The organism is Flavimaribacter sediminis, assembly GCF_019492055.1.
GTDB classification, from domain to species: domain Bacteria; phylum Pseudomonadota; class Alphaproteobacteria; order Rhizobiales; family Rhizobiaceae; genus Flavimaribacter; species Flavimaribacter sediminis.
The window spans coordinates 365,521-383,360 of the sequence record NZ_JAICBX010000004.1; the positions used below are offsets into that span (position 1 = coordinate 365,521).

Below are 17,840 nucleotides of genomic sequence, written 5' to 3' on the forward strand. Positions count from 1 at the left end.
TCTTTTCTCAGATCATCGCCACTATAGGGAACTATACCTAATGAGCGACCAATACACATAGTAAACAAATGGTTAAGCCCAAAACTCCGGATTTCTTGTATTTCATGCAATTGTGCACACGGAATTGGCTCCTGTGTGGCGCCTGTGTGACACGGTCGGGCGTGCAGGCCTTGCTTATTGTCTGTGAAAACGTCAACAACATGACAAATCGATCCCGGCGCTCGTTGCGGTCTACGTGGTTCGGAATATATTCATGAGCGAACCATCATTGGAGAAATTATGACCAAGCAAGTGAATATCACCTTCTCGAAATCGGCAAAGCTCAATGGCGGACTGGCGGTTATGCTCTGTGCAAAAGGGGGCGGACTTGTCACAAACGCCAGCGAAGTGGATCCGGCCGACGTTTCGAAGAAGGCGATGACCATCTCCGCCTTTGAGGGCAAACCCCTGGCGACGCTGGAGGTCATGGCGCCGGAAGCCAGCAAAGCCGACCGTTTCAGCCTCCTTGGAATTGGAGATCCGGGAAAGGTGGAGAGCCACGACTGGCTGAAGCTGGGCGGCGTGGCGTTCGCCCAGTTCAGGAACAGTGAGAAGGTGACGGTCTACACCGACATGCCGGATATGGACATTTCGGGCGAGGTCGTCGCGAACATGGCCATGGGCATGTTGCTTCGCGCCTATAATTTCGACGTCTACAAGACACGAAAGAAGGGCAACGGGAAAGACAAGTCGCCGAAGAAATATTCGGTGACGATCGTCACGCGGGCCGCTTCCGTCGCAAAGAAGGCCTTTGAAGACCTCAAGGCGATCGAACAGGGCGTGGCGCTCGCCAGAAACCTGGTCAACGAGCCGCCGAATATCCTTGGGCCGGTCGAATTCGCGGACAAGGCCGCGGCGTTGGCAGAACTCGGCGTCGAGGTTGAAATCCTCACCGAAAAGGAAATGAAAAAGCTTGGCATGGCTGCGCTGCTCGGCGTCGCCCAAGGCTCCGTTCGACCGCCGCGGCTTGCAATCATGCAGTGGAAGGGCGGCAAGGAAAAGCAAAAACCCATCGCCTTTATCGGCAAGGGCGTTGTGTTCGATACGGGCGGTATTTCGCTCAAACCCGGCGCCGGCATGGAGGACATGAAGGGCGACATGGGCGGCGCCGCAGCCGTGATCGGTCTGATGCATGCGCTTGCCGCGCGCAAGGCGAAAACCAATGCCATCGGCATTCTCGGACTGGTCGAGAACATGCCGGATGGAAACGCGCAGAGACCAGGCGACATAGTTACCTCGATGTCCGGCCAGACCATCGAAATCATCAATACGGACGCCGAAGGCCGGCTCGTCCTGTGCGACGCGCTGTGGTACTGTCAGGATCGCTTCAAGCCGGAATTCATGATCAATCTCGCGACCTTGACCGGCGCCGTCATTGTGGCGCTCGGCCACCATCATGCAGGTCTGTTCTCCAACAACGACGAATTGAGCGAGCGGTTGACGCAGGCAGGTTTGTCGACGGAGGAGCGTGTCTGGCGCATGCCGCTCGGCCCCGATTACGATAAACTCATCGATTCCAAGTTTGCCGACATGAAGAATACCGGAGGGCGCTCGGCAGGAGCGATTACCGCCGCGCAGTTCCTTCAGCGTTTTGTCAACGATGTTCCCTGGGCTCATCTTGATGTCGCCGGCACCGCCATGGGATCGCCCAATACGGAGATCAACCGCTCCTGGGGATCTGGCTATGGCGTGCGGCTTCTGGATGAACTGGTAAGAGCCAATTACGAAAGCTAGAACATTTGGCGGAACTGCTTTTCTATCATCTGACGGAGTCCCGCCTGGAGGAAGCCCTGCCGCCGCTGCTCGAGAAGAGTCTCGGGCGCGGTTGGCGCGTTGTCGTTCAGACGGGATCGGATGAAAGGCGGGATGCGCTCGACCAACTCCTCTGGACCTGGCGAGACGACAGTTTTCTGCCGCATGGCGTCGAATCAGCGGAACACGCGAATATGCAGCCGGTGCTGCTGTGCAACAGCCATTCCAACGCCAACAACGCAAGTGTGCGGTTTCTGGTCGACGGCGCGGAACCGCCGGATCTCGTTTCTTACGACCGGGCCGTTTTCATGTTCGATGGCCACGACCAGGAACAACTTGAGGCTGCCCGCGGGCAATGGAAGCAGCTGAAGGGCGCAGGCCATGATTTGACCTACTGGCAGCAAACCCCGGACAGGCGCTGGGAGCGCAAAGCCTAAGCGGCGGCCTCTCGCTTTAATTCGCTTCCGGTGGGCGCGTGACGAGGACGAAGTCCGTGCCGCGGTCTGTCGTTTCGCGACTGAGGCCCTCATCGGATATCGCCAGTGACGAGCCGGCGACGATCATGCCGTTGATCTGCTCACGAATTGTCGGCGGCATGACGATACGGTCTAGCGCTTCCGCGGTATCCGACGACACGGATGTTTTACCATCCTCGGAAAAGACGATCTCGGACAAAATCGACTTTTTCGGCTGGTCGGGAAGGGAGAGGCTTTGCCAATATATCATGTCGTCGCCCGGTGTTTCGGCAAGGGCGGTCAGAAAATGCGCGCCCAACGGTCTTTCCGGTTCGGTTATATCTACCGGAGCGTCGAACACTGATTTGAAGTTGCGGCGGACATAGACGTGGCCGCTCTTGAAAGAGCCGCGGCCCGAGGCTTCGTGCAGTTTCCTTGCTATATCCATGGAAAGCGTTCCGGTCGCATCGAGTTCCTGGCTCTTTTCAAAGCGGATGATGGCGCGACTGGTAGCAGGTCCCATCCAGCCGTCTTCCTTTCCCGCATTGAAGCCCAATTCATTGAGCATCACCTGGATGTCGCGTACGAGTTCGCGTCCGGTTCGCCGGGTAATAAGAATTCGCACAGGATCGGGATCTTCTTGCGCGAATTCCGGTTCCCTTTGCGCCGCCTCGCCGGGATCCCTGACGTCGATGCCGGATCTCAGCGAATAGTCCGAACCAACGTCGGCCTCAAAATGCGCGTTTGCCTCTGAACCGATCATATGAAGGGAAGCCTGTTCGACCAGCGAGGACATATTCGCTTTTTCCTGCGGATCTCCAGCAACCTCGGCCGCAGGTTCGACGGGCGGATAGAAGAGATTGTCGTGCGTGATTGGAAAAGGTGATTTCTCTTCACCGACGATAACGACATGCGCTCCAATATCCGTGTAACCGAAGAGCTGACGTGCAAATTTTCCCGGCAGTCGCACGCAGCCATGTGACGCAGGCTGATCGGGAACGCTGTCAGACTCGTGAAGCGCGACGCCGGACCATGTCAGGCGCTGCATGTAGGGCATTGGCGCCTGGCTGTAGATGTTCGACTTGTGATGACGGCGTTTTTCCAGAATGCTGAATACGCCCGTAGGCGTCCGGTGACCGTCTTTTCCGGAAGAGACGTTCGAGGTTTTCACAAGCTTGTCGCCCGAGAAGACCCTGATCGTCTGCTTGTCCAACGAAACGATCAAAAGGATAGGTTCGTCGGAACGATTGTCGGGATGAGACCATTCGATGACGTCTTTTTCGATTCCCGAGCGAGCATTCGCCCAGGATTCGTGAACACCAACGGAAAGATACGCCATCATTCCCGCGACTGGTGCGAGCGCCACGCCTCGGACAAAAAAATCAATTCTCACGGCAACCCCCTACAAAAAACCGCATCCACCAAAACAGACTACCTCGACCGGCGCGCATTGCCCCGTCTTTGCAAGGCCGAACATAACCTTATTAGAATAGTTGCATTAGTTTTCAGTAAATCAAGCGAATAACAGGAAAAACTTATGCCAGATGTATCTCAACTTCGCGTGAATTGAGGTTTCTAGTAAGCTTATGTTTCTCGGCCGTTTAGGTCTTGTTCCTGCCGTTATCTTCGCATTGCTTTGCCTTCAAACATTCCATAAACCTGTCCGAACGCCCATCGCAGGCGCTTGTTACAGGGGAGGCAAATCATAATGAGCAAGCCGGTTGAGTTCTATTACGACTTCGTAAGCAGCGCGTCCTATTTGGCCTATAAACGACTTCCGGCAATGCTGGAGAAAGCGGGCGGACACATCGTGTGGAAGCCGATGCTGCTCGGCGGTCTGTTCAAGGCAGTCGGGAACACAACGCCCGCCCATGTCCCGGCCAAGGGGCGCTGGATGTTCGAAGATCTCAGTCGGACGGCCGAGAAATTTGGCATACCGTTTTCCGTCAATCCGGCCTTTCCGCTCAATACAATTCTGGCCATGCGCGGTGTGATTGCAGCTGAAAAGCTCAATCCGGATTACGTGAAATCATACATGGACGTGATGTTCGATGCTTCCTGGGCGGAGGGCGGCGACCTCGGACGTCCCGAAGTCGTCATGGAGCTTATGGAGAAGGTTGACCTTCCGGCCCAGGAAATCGCCAATCTGGCGCAGGACCAGGCGATCAAGGACGAATTGCGGATAAATACCCAGGAAGCGGCTGAGCGCGGCGCCTTCGGAGCGCCGACTTTCTTTGTCGACGGTGAGATGCACTGGGGGCAGGATCGTCTCGACTGGGTCGTGGAAGCCGCCGCCAGATAACATCGGAAAGGTCTCGCGGAACGCTGAAAGGGTAATGACCGATGGATTTGGATTATGTCGTACCGATTTTCATCGTTCTCGCCTTTGTCCTGATCGGTCCGATACTCGGTACAGTCGCCTTCTTCCGCGTGCGGACTTTGCGGCGCGAGTTCGACGCATTCAAAGCCCAGTTCGGCGCGCTGCCGGACGTCGGACAAGGCGCCTTGGCGCGGGTCGCGGCAGAAAGAGCAGCCAAGCCGCCAACCGATAGCCACACCAACGATGCCTTGGAGCCCGAGCCGGAGGAATTCATCCCCCAGCCGCAGGAGGCCAGTGTCCATACGGCGGAGGAATCGAAGCCTGAGAAACCGCCCGACGCACCGTCTGCCGCTCAGGAGACGAAGCCAGACAGGAACTTCGAAGAAATCTTCGGAGCGAAATGGGCCGTTTGGATCGGCGGAATTGCCTTGGCGCTCGGCGGCGTCTTCCTCGTTAGATACTCGATAGAGCAGGGGCTTTTGGGGCCCGGCGCCCGAGTGCTTCTTGGAGCATTGTTCGCCATCGCCATGGCGGGAGCAGGCGAGTGGACGCGTCGGGCCGGCAATCAGTGGTCTTTCGCCCGATTTGAGTCAGCCAACATTCCTTCAATCCTGACTGCCGTCGGAACGCTCGCCGCCTTCGCGACCATCTTCGCGGCCTATGCCTTGTACGGTTTTCTGTCTCCCTTCATCGCATTCGCTGGCCTGACGACCGTCACGCTGCTGACCATGGCGGCCGCCTTGCTGCACGGTCCATTGCTGGCGGGGTTCGGTATTCTCGCAAGCTTTCTGGTTCCTTTCCTGGTCGCGACCGACAATCCAAGCACAATCGGACTGTCCGCCTATGCGCTGGCGGTCTCGATCTCGGCGTTCGGCGTCGCCCGCCTGAAATTCTGGCGCTGGATGGCGATCGTCGCCGCGCTCGGCATGGTGTTCTGGGGCATGGTTCTGCTGTTTTCTGCGGAGGACGGTTATCGGCCGGTGGTAGCCGCCTACGCCGTCATTTCGTGGGCGATTATATGCTTTGTATTCGTCGTCAGCCTTTATGATCGTTCGGTCGACGCGATCACCAGCCCCGATCACGCGGCGTGGCCGCTCCTGTCTCTTGCTTTGCTGCCGCTGCTCGGGCTGACGCCGGACCACGCCGATACGCTCAATGTAGTGATACTTGTCCTCATGCTTGGCGCGCCGATGTTGGTAGCGCAGGAATGGACGGCCTCACGCTACGTCGCCCCAGTAGCGGTTGTGATCGTGGCTCTCGGATATAGCGGTTGGGACATTGCGCTTGAAAGCCTGACAGAATGGCGTCTGCAGCCGGCGCCGGACGCCGCGCCGGCGCTTGATATGCTGCCGGGCTTCCAGCAGAAACTCTTGTCCACCTACGCCTTGCTTGGAGCAGGGCTGGGGATACTTGCCGTCCTTATGGGTATGCGGGGCTCTCTGTTTTCGACGGCGAGAATACCCGTCGCCATCGGCGGGGCATTTCTGCCGGTTCTCGTCGTCGCCGTCGCCTATGCGCGAATGGACGTCCTGCAGATTTCCTTCCGCTTTGGCCTGCTTGCAATCGTGCTGAGCGTTGCGCTTTTCGGGCTTGCTGACTTTCTGAAGCGACGATTGCCTGCGGAGACGTATGGACGTGACGGAGCGATCGCGGTGTGGCTCATAGCCTCTCTCTCCGCCTTTACGCTTGGTCTGTGCATGATGCTCGATCGCGGGGCGCTAACCGTTGCGCTTGGTCTGATGGCGCTGATTGTTGCTGTCGTCTATGTCCGTTATCCGCTGGTTTCGCTGCGGGTGGTCTCCATTTTGGCGGCGGCGTTGTGGGCGGCTCGGGTTGCCTGGGATCCGGCGATCGTGGGAGACGATCTTGGCGCGACACCGGTCTTCAACTGGCTGTTGCTCGGCTACGGCGCGCCGGCGGCCGGCTTTGTCGCGACAGCCTATCTTATAGGGCTTCGCGGTCGCGATATCTGGCTCGAAATCATGGAGGCGATCGCTACGCTCGCTGTCACCGTGACGCTGGCGCTTCTCGGGTTGCATGCGATCGACCCGGACAGCCTTTTCACAGCAATCGATACACTCGCCGAAGCCGCCATGCTCGCGGTGATTGGCGGCGGCATGGCGCTGGCGCTGCTACGCCTGCCGCGCACAGCCGCGAGCGTTACCCTTCAGCGTCTTTCGGAAGTCCTGGGCGCCGTTGGCATGGCGATCGCCGGTCTGGGGTTGCTCTTCGTCTACAATCCGCTTGTTACAGGTGAATGGATCGGCCAGAGTCTGTTCTTCAATGTGCTGTTGTTCGCTTATTTGCTGACGGCGCTTCCATACGGCGCATTGGGCTTCTTCAGTCTTGGTCGACGCCATCCCTATTACAGCCGATCCGCAGTCGCACTGTCTGGTGTGCTTTTCTTCGCGTGGATTTCTCTGACGATCCGACACGGTTTCCATCCGGGCCGGCTCACGGTGGGAGAGACTGGCGACGGCGAGTTATATATGTACTCTGCCGCCTGGCTGCTCATCGGCATCATCACGTTGCTTGCCGGGCTCGCCACAGGCATGCGCTATCTACGCATCATTTCCGGGGTCATCATTGTCGCTGTTATCGCGAAAGTGTTCCTGTTCGATATGGCGGCCCTGACCGGATTCCTCCGGGCCCTGTCATTCATTGGTCTGGGCGTCGTGCTGGTCGGCATCGGCCTTGTCTATCAACGCCTGTTGCGGAGTTCCGAATAGGGCGGCGCTGCGGTCATTCGGCCGCCATCGCCTCATCATACTCGGCTGAAAGCTCCAGCCATTCCTCCTCCGCCCTGGAAAGGCTGCGCTGCGCCTGATTGCGCTCTCGCGCCTTGTCGGCTGCGAGGCCGGGCGACCGGTCATAGATCGTCGGTTCGGCAAGCTCGGCGTCGAGTTTCTGAATCTGGATCTCAAGTCTTTCGGTCAAGGATTCGATTTCCTTGATCTTTCTCCGCAACGGCGCCAACTGCTTCCGGCGATCCGCCGCAGCCTTGCGCTGCTCCGATTTGGACAAACCGGGGTCGGAAATCTCCGGGTCGGTATCTGTCTTATCACCTTTGAGGATCAGCGTGCGGTAGTCGTCGAGATCGCCTTCATAGGGGCGCACCGTTCCGTGATTGACCAGCCATAGCCGATCAACGGTCGCTTCGAGCAAATGGCGGTCGTGCGAAATCACAATGACTGCGCCGTCATAGTCGTTCAGCGCTTCGACAAGTGCCGTGCGGCTGTCGATATCGAGATGGTTGGTTGGTTCATCGAGAATAATGAGATTTGGATGATCGAAGGCGGCGAGCCCCATGAGCAGGCGCGCCTTTTCGCCTCCGGACAGGTCGCGAGCCGCCGTTCCCATCTTCTCCGTTGAAAGCCCCATCTGCGAGACCCGGGCGCGCACTTTCGCTTCCGGCGCGTCTGGCATCCGGGCGCGGACATGATCGACCGCGCTTTCCGACGGCACAAGATCGTCGAGCTGATGCTGCGCGAAGTAACCGACTTTCAGGTTGGGCGCGCGCACCATGGAGCCTGTGTCGAGGTCCAGACGATCGGAAATCAGCTTTGCAAATGTGGATTTGCCGTTTCCGTTGGCGCCAAGAAGGGCGATGCGGTCGTCATGATCGATTCGCAGATCAAGGCCGGCCAGTATCGGTTTCCCTGTCTCGTAGCCGACCGACGCCCGTTCCAGGAGAATGATCGGAGACGACGCCTGTTTGTCTGGCTCCGGAAAGCTGAACCCCTGAGTATGCTCCTCAATGACGGCGGCGACAGTTCCCATGCGTTCCAGCGCCTTCAAACGCGATTGCGCCTGCCTGGCCTTCGACGCCTTGTAGCGGAAACGCTCGACGAAAGATTCCATGTGCTTGCGTTTTGCCTCAACCTTCGCCCGCATCTTCGTCTGCAGTTCACGGGCTTCGGCGCGCTGGCGCTCGAACTGGTCGTAAGGCCCGCGGTAGAAGACAAGCTTCTTCTGTTCCAGATGGACGATGGAGTTCACGGCATTGTTGAGCAGGTCCCGGTCATGGCTGATAATCAGCACCGTGTGCGGATATCGCCGCACATAATCTTCCAGCCAGAGAGTTCCCTCGAGGTCCAGATAGTTGGTTGGCTCATCGAGCAGCAGGAGATCGGGTTCAGCGAACAGCACCGAGGCGAGGGCAACGCGCATGCGCCAGCCGCCGGAAAAACTGGAAGCGGGTCTTTGTTGCGCCGCTTCGTCGAAACCGAGGCCGGCGAGAATGCTGGCGGCTCGTGCTTCAGCCGAATGGGCGTCGATATCGACCAGCCGCGTATGGATTTCGGCGATCCGGTGCGGGTCGGTCGCTATTTCCGCCTCGCGCATCAGCGCAAGCCGTTCCGTATCTGCGCTGAGCACGATCTCGATGAGAGGCTGTTCCGTCCCCGGCGCTTCCTGGGCCACCTGGCCAATCCGGCAGTTTTTCGGAATGGAAACCGAGCCTGTTTCCGAGGCGAGGTCGCCGGATATGACGCGGAAGAGCGTAGATTTCCCGGTACCGTTACGGCCCACCAGTCCGGCTTTCGAGCCGGTGGGCAGCGTTACGGAGGCCTGGTCGATCAGCAGTCGGCCAGCTATACGTACGGACAGGTCGGTAATTGTCAGCATTGCAGTTTCGAGATTTGCGCGGTTAAGTGGGGACGCTATTACTTGAAGCGCGCCCCTTCCTCGGTCCGCTGGTAATAGATGAGATCAAGCGGCGGTGGTTCGTGACCGAGCACCGAGAGGGTCATGTGCAAATGTCCGCGGTGATGGGTCTGGTGATTGAAGAAATGCGCGAGGGTGGGGGCCAGCCGCTGTGTCGCCTCCACAGGGTTCGATACCGGCGTGTAGGTGAAATCGCCTTTGAGCGCTTCTTCATCCAGCGAAGCGATCCAGGAGATGATGCGTCTGTCTTCCAGGATGCGCGCTTGCCGCAGCGTGTCAAAATCATCGAACAGAATGGCGTCAAGACTCTTCGGCGCGTCGCCTTCCTGGGTGAAGCGCTGCATCCAGATCCGGTCGGCGACCATTAGATGATTCAGAGTTCCATGCAGGGACTTGAAGAATGCGCCGCAATCCCGAACATAGTCTTCGTCCGACACGCCGTCGATAGCTGCGCAGATTCGGTCGTTGGCCCATCTGTTGTAGGCTGCAAACATTTCATAATGTTCTTTCATGTCCGCGCATTCCGTTGCTGTATCGAATTGGGCCGCACTCATACCGCAACCGCGAATGACTGCAAAGACGGCATGGCCATGAGAATTGAAATGATATCGAAAAACAGCAGAATGCCGCGACCCGTCTAAATGGAGGTGCTGATGACGATCATAGTGTACGAACTTGTTGGCGGCGATGCGTCCCGGCCATTCAGTCCGCATTGTTGGAAGACGCTTATGTCTCTGGCCCACAAAGGGCTGGATTATCGACGTGAGCCGGTACCGTTTACCGGCGTCCCAAAGGTCGAGGGTGGAGCCGGCAAGACTGTGCCGATTATCCGCGACGGAGAACGAGTTGTCGTCGATTCCTTCGACATCGCTCTGTATCTCGACGAGGCTTATCCTGATCGTCCGTCCCTGTTCGGCGGCGAGGGCGGCAAGTCCATGGCGCGCTTCGTGGAAGCGTGGACAGCGACGCAGATTAACGCCGTGATCATCGGACATATCGTGCAAGAGATACACCAGATGCTTGCGCCGGACGACCAGACCTATTTCAGGCAGAGCAGGGAAGAGCGTTTTGGCATGTCGCTCGAAGAGTGCAGGCAGGCGACACAAGAGCGCTTCGACAGCCTGAAGGGACGACTGGATCCACTAAGGTTGATGCTGAAGCGCCAACCTTTCATCGGCGGCGAAAGCCCGCTCTTTTGCGACTATATCGTCTTTGGCGCGTTCCAATGGTCGCGCATCTGCTCTCCGGTAGAGTTGCTCGATACGGATGATCCCGTTAACGACTGGTTTCAGTCGCTGCTCGACCTCTATGACGGTCTTGGACGGTCTGTGCCCGCTGCCGCCTGAAATCTGCCGCGCGAGCGCGCCGGGCCTTGTCTTGTCGCCGGCGCGCCGCTATAGAGCGCGCAAATCTCAGCCAACATTTGCAAGGAAAAGACATGGCGATCGAACGCACATTTTCGATGATCAAACCCGACGCGACAAAGCGCAACCTCACAGGCGCGATAACGAAGATGCTCGAAGAGGCAGGTCTTCGCGTCGTAGCCTCAAAGCGCGTCTGGATGAGCCTGCGCGAAGCTGAAGGCTTCTACGCCGTGCACAAGGAGCGCCCCTTCTTTGGTGAGTTGACCGAGTTCATGTCTTCAGGTCCGACCATCGTCCAGGTTCTCGAAGGTGAAAATGCGATTGCAAAGAACCGCGAAGTCATGGGCGCGACTAATCCGGCAGACGCCGCCGAAGGTACGATCCGTAAGACCTATGCCCTTTCGATCGGCGAAAATTCGGTCCACGGCTCGGATGCGCCGGAAACCGCAGCCGAAGAGATCTCATACTGGTTCTCGGGCACCGAAATCGTCGGCTGATCATCTGCTTGCGAAGAATTGATGAATCACCGTCTGACCTCGGTCAGGCGGTTTTTCTTTGTCCCTTTTTTACTTCTGCGACCAGCGATCCAGCGCGTCTTCGTCCGTGGAACGCGCGTCGACCCAGCCGCCGTCTGTTCCGTCGAGAAATATCTCTTTCTTCCAGAACGGGGCGCGGCTCTTCATGAAATCCATCATGAAACTGGCAGCCTCGAATGCGGCTTGACGATGTTTGGACGCGGCGACCACCAGAACGATATTCTCGCCTGGACGGATTCGGCCAAAGCGGTGGATCGCGGCGAGACCCGTCAGCGGCCACCGCCCGTCCGCCCGTGTCGCGATGCGGCTGATTTCCTGCTCCGCCATGCCGGGATAATGTTCGAGTTCGAGCGCAGCCAGCCGGCCGGCCTCGTCGCGGCATACGCCGGTAAATGTCACGACGGCGCCGACGTCAGGGTTTCCGGCCGTCAGGGCCTGGATTTCCGCAGCAATGTCGAAATCTTCTGACTGAACCCGTATCGTCGGTTTCATGACAGGGTTACCCACCGGTCATGGGCGGAAAAAGCGCGATCTCGCTGGCGCCGCCGATTGCGGCGTCATGCTGGCTGTGCCGGTGATCAAGGGCGACCCGGATCACGTCGGAATGCTCAAGCGCGTTGCGATATTCCTCGCCGCGTTGCTTCAGGTGGTCGAGAAGGTCGTCGATTGTTGTTACGCTGTCCGGCAGAACGATCTCTTCCTCACTCTTGCCGATGCGCTCGCGAACCCACGCGAAATAGACAAGTTTCACCATCGTCTAGTCCACCACATGTTTCAGGCCTGCCTGGAAATAATCGTATCCGGTATACATGGTGATGATCGCGGCGATCCAGAGCAGTGCAATGCCGGTCTCGGTCACATAGGGGATGATCTTGTCTCCAGCAGGGCCCGCCAGGAGGAAGCCGATCGCGATCATCTGGAGTGTGGTTTTCCATTTGGCGATCCAGGTCACGGGAACCGAAACCTTCAGTTCCGCCAGATATTCGCGCAAGCCGGACACCAGGATTTCCCGGCAGAGAATGATGATCGCAGCCCAGATGGTCCATCCGGCAATAGTCCCGTCCGCAGCCAGAAGCAGAAGAATCGATGAGACCAGCAGCTTGTCGGCAATGGGATCGAGCATACGGCCGATTGGCGACGTCTGGTTCCAGACACGGGCGAGATATCCGTCAAAGAAATCGGTGATCGAAGCGATCAGATACAACGCAAGCGCGCTCCAGCGCGCGAAGTCGGAGCCATGCAGCCGACCTTCCATGAAGAAACACAGCACGATCAAAGGAACGGCGAGAATGCGACCGTAGGTAAGCAGATTAGGTAATTTATACGTATGGGACGCCATGGAGAAATCCGGGAGAATGTCACCGTCATAAAAATAGGGCGCCGCGCTTCGCGTCAACACCGACGATCAAATGATTTCTATAAAGCGAAGATTGCCTTAATTGCGGCGATCCTCATGAAAATGATCGTAAATCATCTGAGCCGTGGCCTGCGAAATCCCTTCAACCGCCACCAGATCCTCGACGCCTGCGCGCGAGACGGCTTTCGCCGTGCCGAAATGGTGCAGCAGAGAGCGTTTTCTCGCCGGGCCGATTCCTGCGATCTCGTCGAGCGGGTTGCGCGTAATCTCCTTGCTCCGTCGAGCGCGATGCGCGCCGATTGCATAGCGGTGCGCCTCGTCGCGCATGCGCTGAATGAAATACAGAACCGGATCTCTCGGCGGCAGCGAGAAGGCCTGGCGTCCCTTCATGAAGAAACGTTCCCGACCAGCTTCGCGATCAACGCCCTTTGCGACGCCGATTGCGGTGATCTCATCGCTAACGCCGAGTTCCTCCAGAATGCCCTGAACAGCGGAGAGTTGCCCTTGGCCGCCGTCGATCAGCAAAACGTCGGGCCACGCCGGAATTTCTGCAACGTCGTGCGAGTCGTCGTCCGCATCTTTCGTTTGCGGTCTTTCATGTTCCTTGATCAGGCGGGCGATGCGCCGGTGAAGAACCTCCCGCATCATCCCGAAATCATCGCCGGGCGTGATCTCTTCGGACTTGATGTTGAACTTGCGGTACTGGTTCTTCGCAAATCCTTCCGCGCCGGCGACTATCATGCCGCCGACGGCGTTGGCGCCCATGATGTGGGAATTGTCGTAGACCTCGATGCGGCTCGGCGGACGGGCGAGACCGAAGGTGCTCGCCATCGCCTTCAGAAGATTGCCTTGCGTGGATGTTTCAGAAAGTCGTCTACCATGGGCTTCACGGGCGTTGGTGGCCACCTGCTGTACGAGATCGCGTTTTTCTCCGCGATGCGGTACGGAGATCGAGACCTTGCGGCCCGCGCGCATTGACAGTGCCTCGACCAGCAAATCGCTTTCCGGAATGGCGTGCGACACGAGGATCTGTTTCGGACAGGGCTTGTCGTCGTAGAACTGCGCGAGGAAGGCGCCGAGCACCTCCTCCATCGGAAGCGCGGGGTCGGCCTTCGGAAAATAGGCGCGGTTGCCCCAGTTCTGTCCGGTGCGGAAGAAAAAGACCTGGATGCAGTTGAGGCCGCCATCCTGGTGGATAGCGAAAACATCGGCCTCCTCCACCGTCTGCGGATTGATGCCCTGGTGGCTTTGAACATGCGATAGAGCCGCCAACCGGTCGCGATAAACCGCCGCGCGCTCGAAATCGAGTTCTTCGGAAGCTTGCTGCATCGCTTCGCCCAGGGTGCCCTTCACCTTCTGGCTCTTGCCCGAAAGAAAATCCGTCGCCTCGTCCACGAGCTTTCGATAGGATTCGAGATCGATTTCGCCCGTGCAGGGCGCCGAGCAACGCTTGATCTGGTAGAGGAGACAGGGCCGCGTCCGGGTCTCATACATCGCATTCGTGCATGTGCGGATGAGGAACGCCCGCTGCAGCGCATTGATGGTTCGGTCAACCGCCTGGGCCGAAGCAAAAGGCCCGAAATAGGAGCCCTGACGTGAGCGGGCGCCGCGATGTTTGTAAATGCCGGCGGCTTCGTGATCGCCGGTCAGCAAGATGTAGGGAAATGATTTGTCGTCGCGCAGAAGCACATTGTAGCGGGGTTTGAACCGCTTGATCAGGTTCGCTTCAAGAAGCAGCGCCTCGGTTTCCGTGCGGGTGGTGATAAACTCCATGTTCGCTGTGTCGCGCACCATACTGGAGATTCGATTGGTGTGGCCGCGACCCTGCGCGTAGTTTGAAACGCGCTTCTTCAGGCTCCGCGCCTTGCCGACGTAAAGTATGTCGCCATCGCCGTTGAGCATGCGATAAACGCCTGGCGCATTGGGAAGGATCTTGACGAATTCCTGAATGCGCTCAGGCCCGGCAAGATCGGAGGCGAGCGCGCCGGCGCCTTCCCAGGTCGTCGCGTTGATTGCCGGTTCGTCGGATATCTGTTCGTTTGGTCCGCTTTCTGCGGCCGTGTCTTCTTCAGGCGTCATTCCACTGTCTCGAATCGGCCTTCGGCCATTTTCCGGCCAGTATGTGGTCCGTCACCGCAGGGCTGTCAAACCGCCATTCGCTTCCGCTTCAATACAGGATGACCGCGAAGTAGAGACAGTAGGCGGCGACAAGGGCCATGCCTCCCAGCTTGCCAATCGGTCTGGAAATGAAAGCCAGCGCGAGGAGCAGGATAGTGGAGAGGGCGAGTATCCACATGTCCAGATAGACGATCCTCACTGGCACCCGCAACGGGTGGACCAGGCTGGTAATGCCGAGAATCGCGCCGACGTTGAAGATGTTGGAGCCGACGACATTGCCGATGGCGACCGCGCCGCTGCGCCGCCACGCCGCCATGAAGGTGGTGACAAGTTCGGGCAGGGATGTGCCGATAGCAACGATGGTCAGACCGATCACAGTGTCGGACACGCCCATCCACTGGGCGATATCGACGGCTCCGTGCACGGTCAGCGACGCGCCGATGGGCAAGCCGATCAGACCGGACAGCGTGTAGGCCGCAATGCGGGAATTCTCGACCGGCAATTTCTGGAGTTCCGAATGATAGTCTTCAACCATCTCGTGGTTGTTCATATCGGAATGCGCCCGCTTGAACTGCCAGGCGAGAAAAACGCCGAGCATGGCCAGCAATATCAAACCATCGATATGTCCGAGCCGCCCCATCGCCATCATGATCATCAGCACGATGGTCATGGCCGACATCATGACAAGGCTGAAGCCAAGGCCTTTTTCACGGCAGGCGACGGGCATGATTAGCGCGGGGATGCCAAGCACCAGCAACACATTGGTAATGTTCGAGCCAACCACATTGCCGATAGCGATGCCGTAAATGCCATTCATGGCAGCCTTGAGAGAGACGAAGAGTTCCGGCGCCGATGTTCCGAAAGCGACGATCGTCAGCCCAATGATGAGAGGGCTGATTCCGATCTTTTCGGCAAAGGCCACGGCCCCGCGCACGAGCAGGTCCCCGGCGAAAATGAGCAGTGCGAGTCCGGCGACAAGAATAAGTATGCTGAACATCGACTGACTGTTTTCTGCTCGGTTTGCTGATGAGTTTGTTGTGAAAGGGCTGAGCACCCCGGATATAGGTACGAAGCTTGAAAACTCAATGAATGCGCGGCCGAATTGGCCGCAGCATCTTCAAACCTGCGGTTTCAGTTTCTCGAACTCGGGAAAGAAGCGGCTGAATTTGTCTGGCCAGTTTTTCAGTTTGGAGCGGCCGCGCTCCCATTCGCCCTCGAAGCGAAGACCGAGATAGGCGACCAGAGCAGCCAGGGCGAAATGGCCGCCATGCAGGTTCTTCGACGTTCTCGGCAGATTTGCGTTGAGGTGGTCCAGAGCACGGACCACTTTCGACCATTGCCTGTCGATCCAGGCCTGTTCGATTTTCTCGGGCGCATGGAACATCGGCTCGAAACGAATCGCCAGCAATGCATCCATGACACCGTCGCAAAGCGCTTCCAGTTTTTCGGCTTCGGAGCGCTTGGCGGGGTTGCGCGGGAACAGCTTGCGGCCGCTCTTGCGATCCAGATACTGCATGATGGCGCGGCTGTCATACACGGCGACGCCATCCTCTTCGAGGAGCGTCGGAATCTTGCCGAGGGGATTGACCTCAAGCAACTGGCTGGGATCGGAATAGACGTCCACCAGTTCTTCCGTGAACGCCAAATCGCAATAATTGGCCGCCATCCGCACCTTTGAGGAATAGGGTGAAGTAGGGGAATAGAGAATTTTCATGTGGCGTTTCCTGTTCTGGTTGGGATGGCGTCAACAACCACCCGTCGGCGACAGGACGACGGTCGATCCCGGTCGCAGTTTTTTCTTGATTATCTGACGGTAAAGCAGTCGGCGCCGTAAACATGCCATGGGTCGAAACCCGGAATGCACGAATCGACCCGGTAGCTGACGCCGGCGAAGCCCTGCCCGTATTCGATGACGTACCAGACGGTGCGATCTCGGCCGTCGCTCATCATCGCGCGCGCCTTGCAATATTGCCGCGGTATCAGCGTATCGCTTGTGTGATTGGTCGAGTAGACCGGATGGGCGTCATAAAGCTCCTCGATACGCAAGCCTGATTTGATGACATTGCGATCATAGGTGTGAAATTTGCGGGAAACTGACCATAGGACGAGCGAGCTTTCGCAAGCGATCTCCGCCCTGGCGGAAGAAACGGTCAGCGGCAGCAGGCCCGTGGAAACGGACGCAAGGGTAACGGCGGCGAGCAGAAGGCGTTTCAGAGACATACGACAGGTCCCCCGAATGTGGAAATGAGAATGCATCAGAAGATGGTCGAGACGGTGACGACCGTCAAGACTGAAGCAAAACATGACGAGCTTAAAATTCCATTGCCGCTTCGGATGCAATCCAGAAGAGTTCATGTGACGCCGCCTCCGACTGCGCAAGACATCGCGTCAGCGCGGGAAGCATGACCGCGAGTTCCTCTTCAAGCACATAAGGCGGATTGACGACAATGAGGCCGCTGCCTGCGAGCCCCGCATGGTCTTTGGGATTGCCGACCTGCATGCTCGCGCACAGTATTTTCGGAATGTCGAGCGTCTTCAGCTTCTTGTGGAAAGCATCGATTTCCGCGGTTTGCTTGACCGGATACCACAGACAGTAGACGCCGCCCGGCCAGCGGCGGTGCGCTCGCGCCAGGCCGTCGGCCATCCGATCGAACTCGCCCGGAATTTCAAATGGCGGATCGACGAGCACGAGCCCGCGCTTTTCCTTCGGCGGCACATGCGAGCCAAGCGCCAGCCAGCCGTCCAGTTGCGTCACACGAACCTGGAAATCCCCGTCGAACAGTCTTGTCAGTAGCTTCGCGTCCTGCGGATGCAGTTCAATTGCCGAGAGCCTGTCCTGCTGACGCAGTAGCAGTCGCGCAAGCTTCGGCGAACCGGGATACCATGTCATTTCTCCGTCCGGATTGCACTTGCGGACAGCCGAAAGATAAGGAGACAGCAGATCCGCCATCCGCCTGTCGAAAGTGAAATCCAGAAGCCTGCCGATTCCTGACCGCCATTCATCGGTCTTTCCTGCCTGCTCGCTGCCGAGATCGTAGAGCCCCGGGCCGGCATGGGTGTCGATCATCCGGAATGCGCGGTCCTTTCTTTGCAGGTAGAGAATGATGCGAACAAGGACGCTGTGCTTCAATACATCCGCAAAATTGCCCGCGTGATAGATATGCCGGTAGTTCACGTCATTGCCTCGTTGGTCAGTGACCAGTAGTCTATAGGAGCGATCCGATCGGAAGAAAA

Annotated in this window: 17 protein-coding genes; 6 read left to right on the forward strand and 11 right to left on the reverse strand. The window is 58.0% G+C overall.

Annotated elements, in window-relative coordinates; all coding sequences use genetic code 11:
* The first annotated feature begins 279 nt into the window (after window positions 1-279).
* Window positions 280-1,773: a leucyl aminopeptidase gene (locus tag K1W69_RS20765; RefSeq protein ID WP_220230354.1), complete on the forward strand. Its 1,494-nt coding sequence runs from the start codon at window positions 280-282 to the stop codon at window positions 1,771-1,773.
* A 5-nt stretch (window positions 1,774-1,778) separates the two neighbouring features.
* Window positions 1,779-2,228 carry a DNA polymerase III subunit chi gene (locus K1W69_RS20770; RefSeq protein WP_220230355.1) on the forward strand — a complete coding sequence of 150 codons (450 nt, stop codon included), beginning with the start codon at window positions 1,779-1,781 and terminating at the stop codon, window positions 2,226-2,228.
* Between the two features lie 16 nt (window positions 2,229-2,244).
* Here K1W69_RS20770 and K1W69_RS20775 read toward each other — a convergent pair whose 3' ends face one another.
* Window positions 2,245-3,639 (reverse strand): L,D-transpeptidase family protein, encoded by a 1,395-nt coding sequence (locus K1W69_RS20775; RefSeq protein WP_220230356.1) that lies wholly within the window; start codon window positions 3,637-3,639, stop codon window positions 2,245-2,247.
* Window positions 3,640-3,954: 315 nt separating this feature from the next.
* Between K1W69_RS20775 and K1W69_RS20780 the strand changes: the two genes are divergently transcribed.
* Together K1W69_RS20780 and K1W69_RS20785 are read left to right on the forward strand one after the other, a co-directional pair.
* Window positions 3,955-4,548 carry a 2-hydroxychromene-2-carboxylate isomerase gene (locus K1W69_RS20780; RefSeq protein WP_220230357.1) on the forward strand — a complete coding sequence of 198 codons (594 nt, stop codon included), beginning with the start codon at window positions 3,955-3,957 and terminating at the stop codon, window positions 4,546-4,548.
* Window positions 4,549-4,589: 41 nt separating this feature from the next.
* A complete protein-coding gene (locus tag K1W69_RS20785; RefSeq protein WP_220230358.1) occupies window positions 4,590-7,295 on the forward strand; it encodes a DUF2339 domain-containing protein in 2,706 nt (901 codons plus the stop codon).
* 13 nt (window positions 7,296-7,308) lie between these two features.
* Here the strand turns inward: K1W69_RS20785 and K1W69_RS20790 are convergent, their stop codons facing one another.
* Together K1W69_RS20790 and K1W69_RS20795 are read right to left on the reverse strand one after the other, a co-directional pair.
* Complete coding sequence (locus K1W69_RS20790) at window positions 7,309-9,192, reverse strand: ABC-F family ATP-binding cassette domain-containing protein (protein ID WP_220230359.1); 1,884 nt, start codon at window positions 9,190-9,192, stop codon at window positions 7,309-7,311.
* Between the two features lie 38 nt (window positions 9,193-9,230).
* Entirely contained in the window at window positions 9,231-9,743 is a 513-nt protein-coding gene (locus tag K1W69_RS20795) for a DinB family protein (RefSeq protein WP_220230360.1), read from the reverse strand.
* A gap of 141 nt (window positions 9,744-9,884) precedes the next feature.
* On the opposite strand from K1W69_RS20795, the gene K1W69_RS20800 reads away from it, so the two are divergent.
* Complete coding sequence (locus K1W69_RS20800; protein WP_220230361.1) at window positions 9,885-10,577, forward strand: glutathione S-transferase family protein; 693 nt, start codon at window positions 9,885-9,887, stop codon at window positions 10,575-10,577.
* A gap of 92 nt (window positions 10,578-10,669) precedes the next feature.
* The gene (ndk, locus tag K1W69_RS20805; RefSeq protein WP_220230362.1) at window positions 10,670-11,092 is read left to right on the forward strand and encodes a nucleoside-diphosphate kinase; all 423 of its coding nucleotides are present in this window, start codon (window positions 10,670-10,672) and stop codon (window positions 11,090-11,092) included.
* A 69-nt stretch (window positions 11,093-11,161) separates the two neighbouring features.
* Here the strand turns inward: ndk and K1W69_RS20810 are convergent, their stop codons facing one another.
* The 8 genes from K1W69_RS20810 to K1W69_RS20845 all read right to left on the reverse strand — a co-directional run bounded on the left by K1W69_RS20810 (window position 11,162) and on the right by K1W69_RS20845 (window position 17,781).
* The gene (locus K1W69_RS20810) at window positions 11,162-11,623 is read right to left on the reverse strand and encodes a molybdenum cofactor biosynthesis protein MoaE (RefSeq protein ID WP_220230363.1); all 462 of its coding nucleotides are present in this window, start codon (window positions 11,621-11,623) and stop codon (window positions 11,162-11,164) included.
* Window positions 11,624-11,630: 7 nt separating this feature from the next.
* Window positions 11,631-11,885: a molybdopterin converting factor subunit 1 gene (gene moaD / locus K1W69_RS20815; RefSeq protein ID WP_220230364.1), complete on the reverse strand. Its 255-nt coding sequence runs from the start codon at window positions 11,883-11,885 to the stop codon at window positions 11,631-11,633.
* A 3-nt stretch (window positions 11,886-11,888) separates the two neighbouring features.
* Complete coding sequence (pgsA, locus tag K1W69_RS20820; RefSeq protein WP_220230365.1) at window positions 11,889-12,470, reverse strand: CDP-diacylglycerol--glycerol-3-phosphate 3-phosphatidyltransferase; 582 nt, start codon at window positions 12,468-12,470, stop codon at window positions 11,889-11,891.
* 96 nt (window positions 12,471-12,566) lie between these two features.
* The gene (gene uvrC / locus K1W69_RS20825; RefSeq protein ID WP_220230366.1) at window positions 12,567-14,567 is read right to left on the reverse strand and encodes an excinuclease ABC subunit UvrC; all 2,001 of its coding nucleotides are present in this window, start codon (window positions 14,565-14,567) and stop codon (window positions 12,567-12,569) included.
* An 88-nt stretch (window positions 14,568-14,655) separates the two neighbouring features.
* A complete protein-coding gene (locus K1W69_RS20830; protein ID WP_220230367.1) occupies window positions 14,656-15,603 on the reverse strand; it encodes a calcium/sodium antiporter in 948 nt (315 codons plus the stop codon).
* Between the two features lie 120 nt (window positions 15,604-15,723).
* Window positions 15,724-16,320, reverse strand: coding sequence for a glutathione S-transferase family protein (locus K1W69_RS20835; protein ID WP_220230368.1), 597 nt, complete (start codon window positions 16,318-16,320; stop codon window positions 15,724-15,726).
* 89 nt (window positions 16,321-16,409) lie between these two features.
* Entirely contained in the window at window positions 16,410-16,826 is a 417-nt protein-coding gene (locus K1W69_RS20840; RefSeq protein ID WP_220230369.1) for a hypothetical protein, read from the reverse strand.
* Window positions 16,827-16,917: 91 nt separating this feature from the next.
* Window positions 16,918-17,781: a 23S rRNA (adenine(2030)-N(6))-methyltransferase RlmJ gene (locus K1W69_RS20845; protein ID WP_220230370.1), complete on the reverse strand. Its 864-nt coding sequence runs from the start codon at window positions 17,779-17,781 to the stop codon at window positions 16,918-16,920.
* Between the last annotated feature and the right edge of the window lie 59 nt (window positions 17,782-17,840).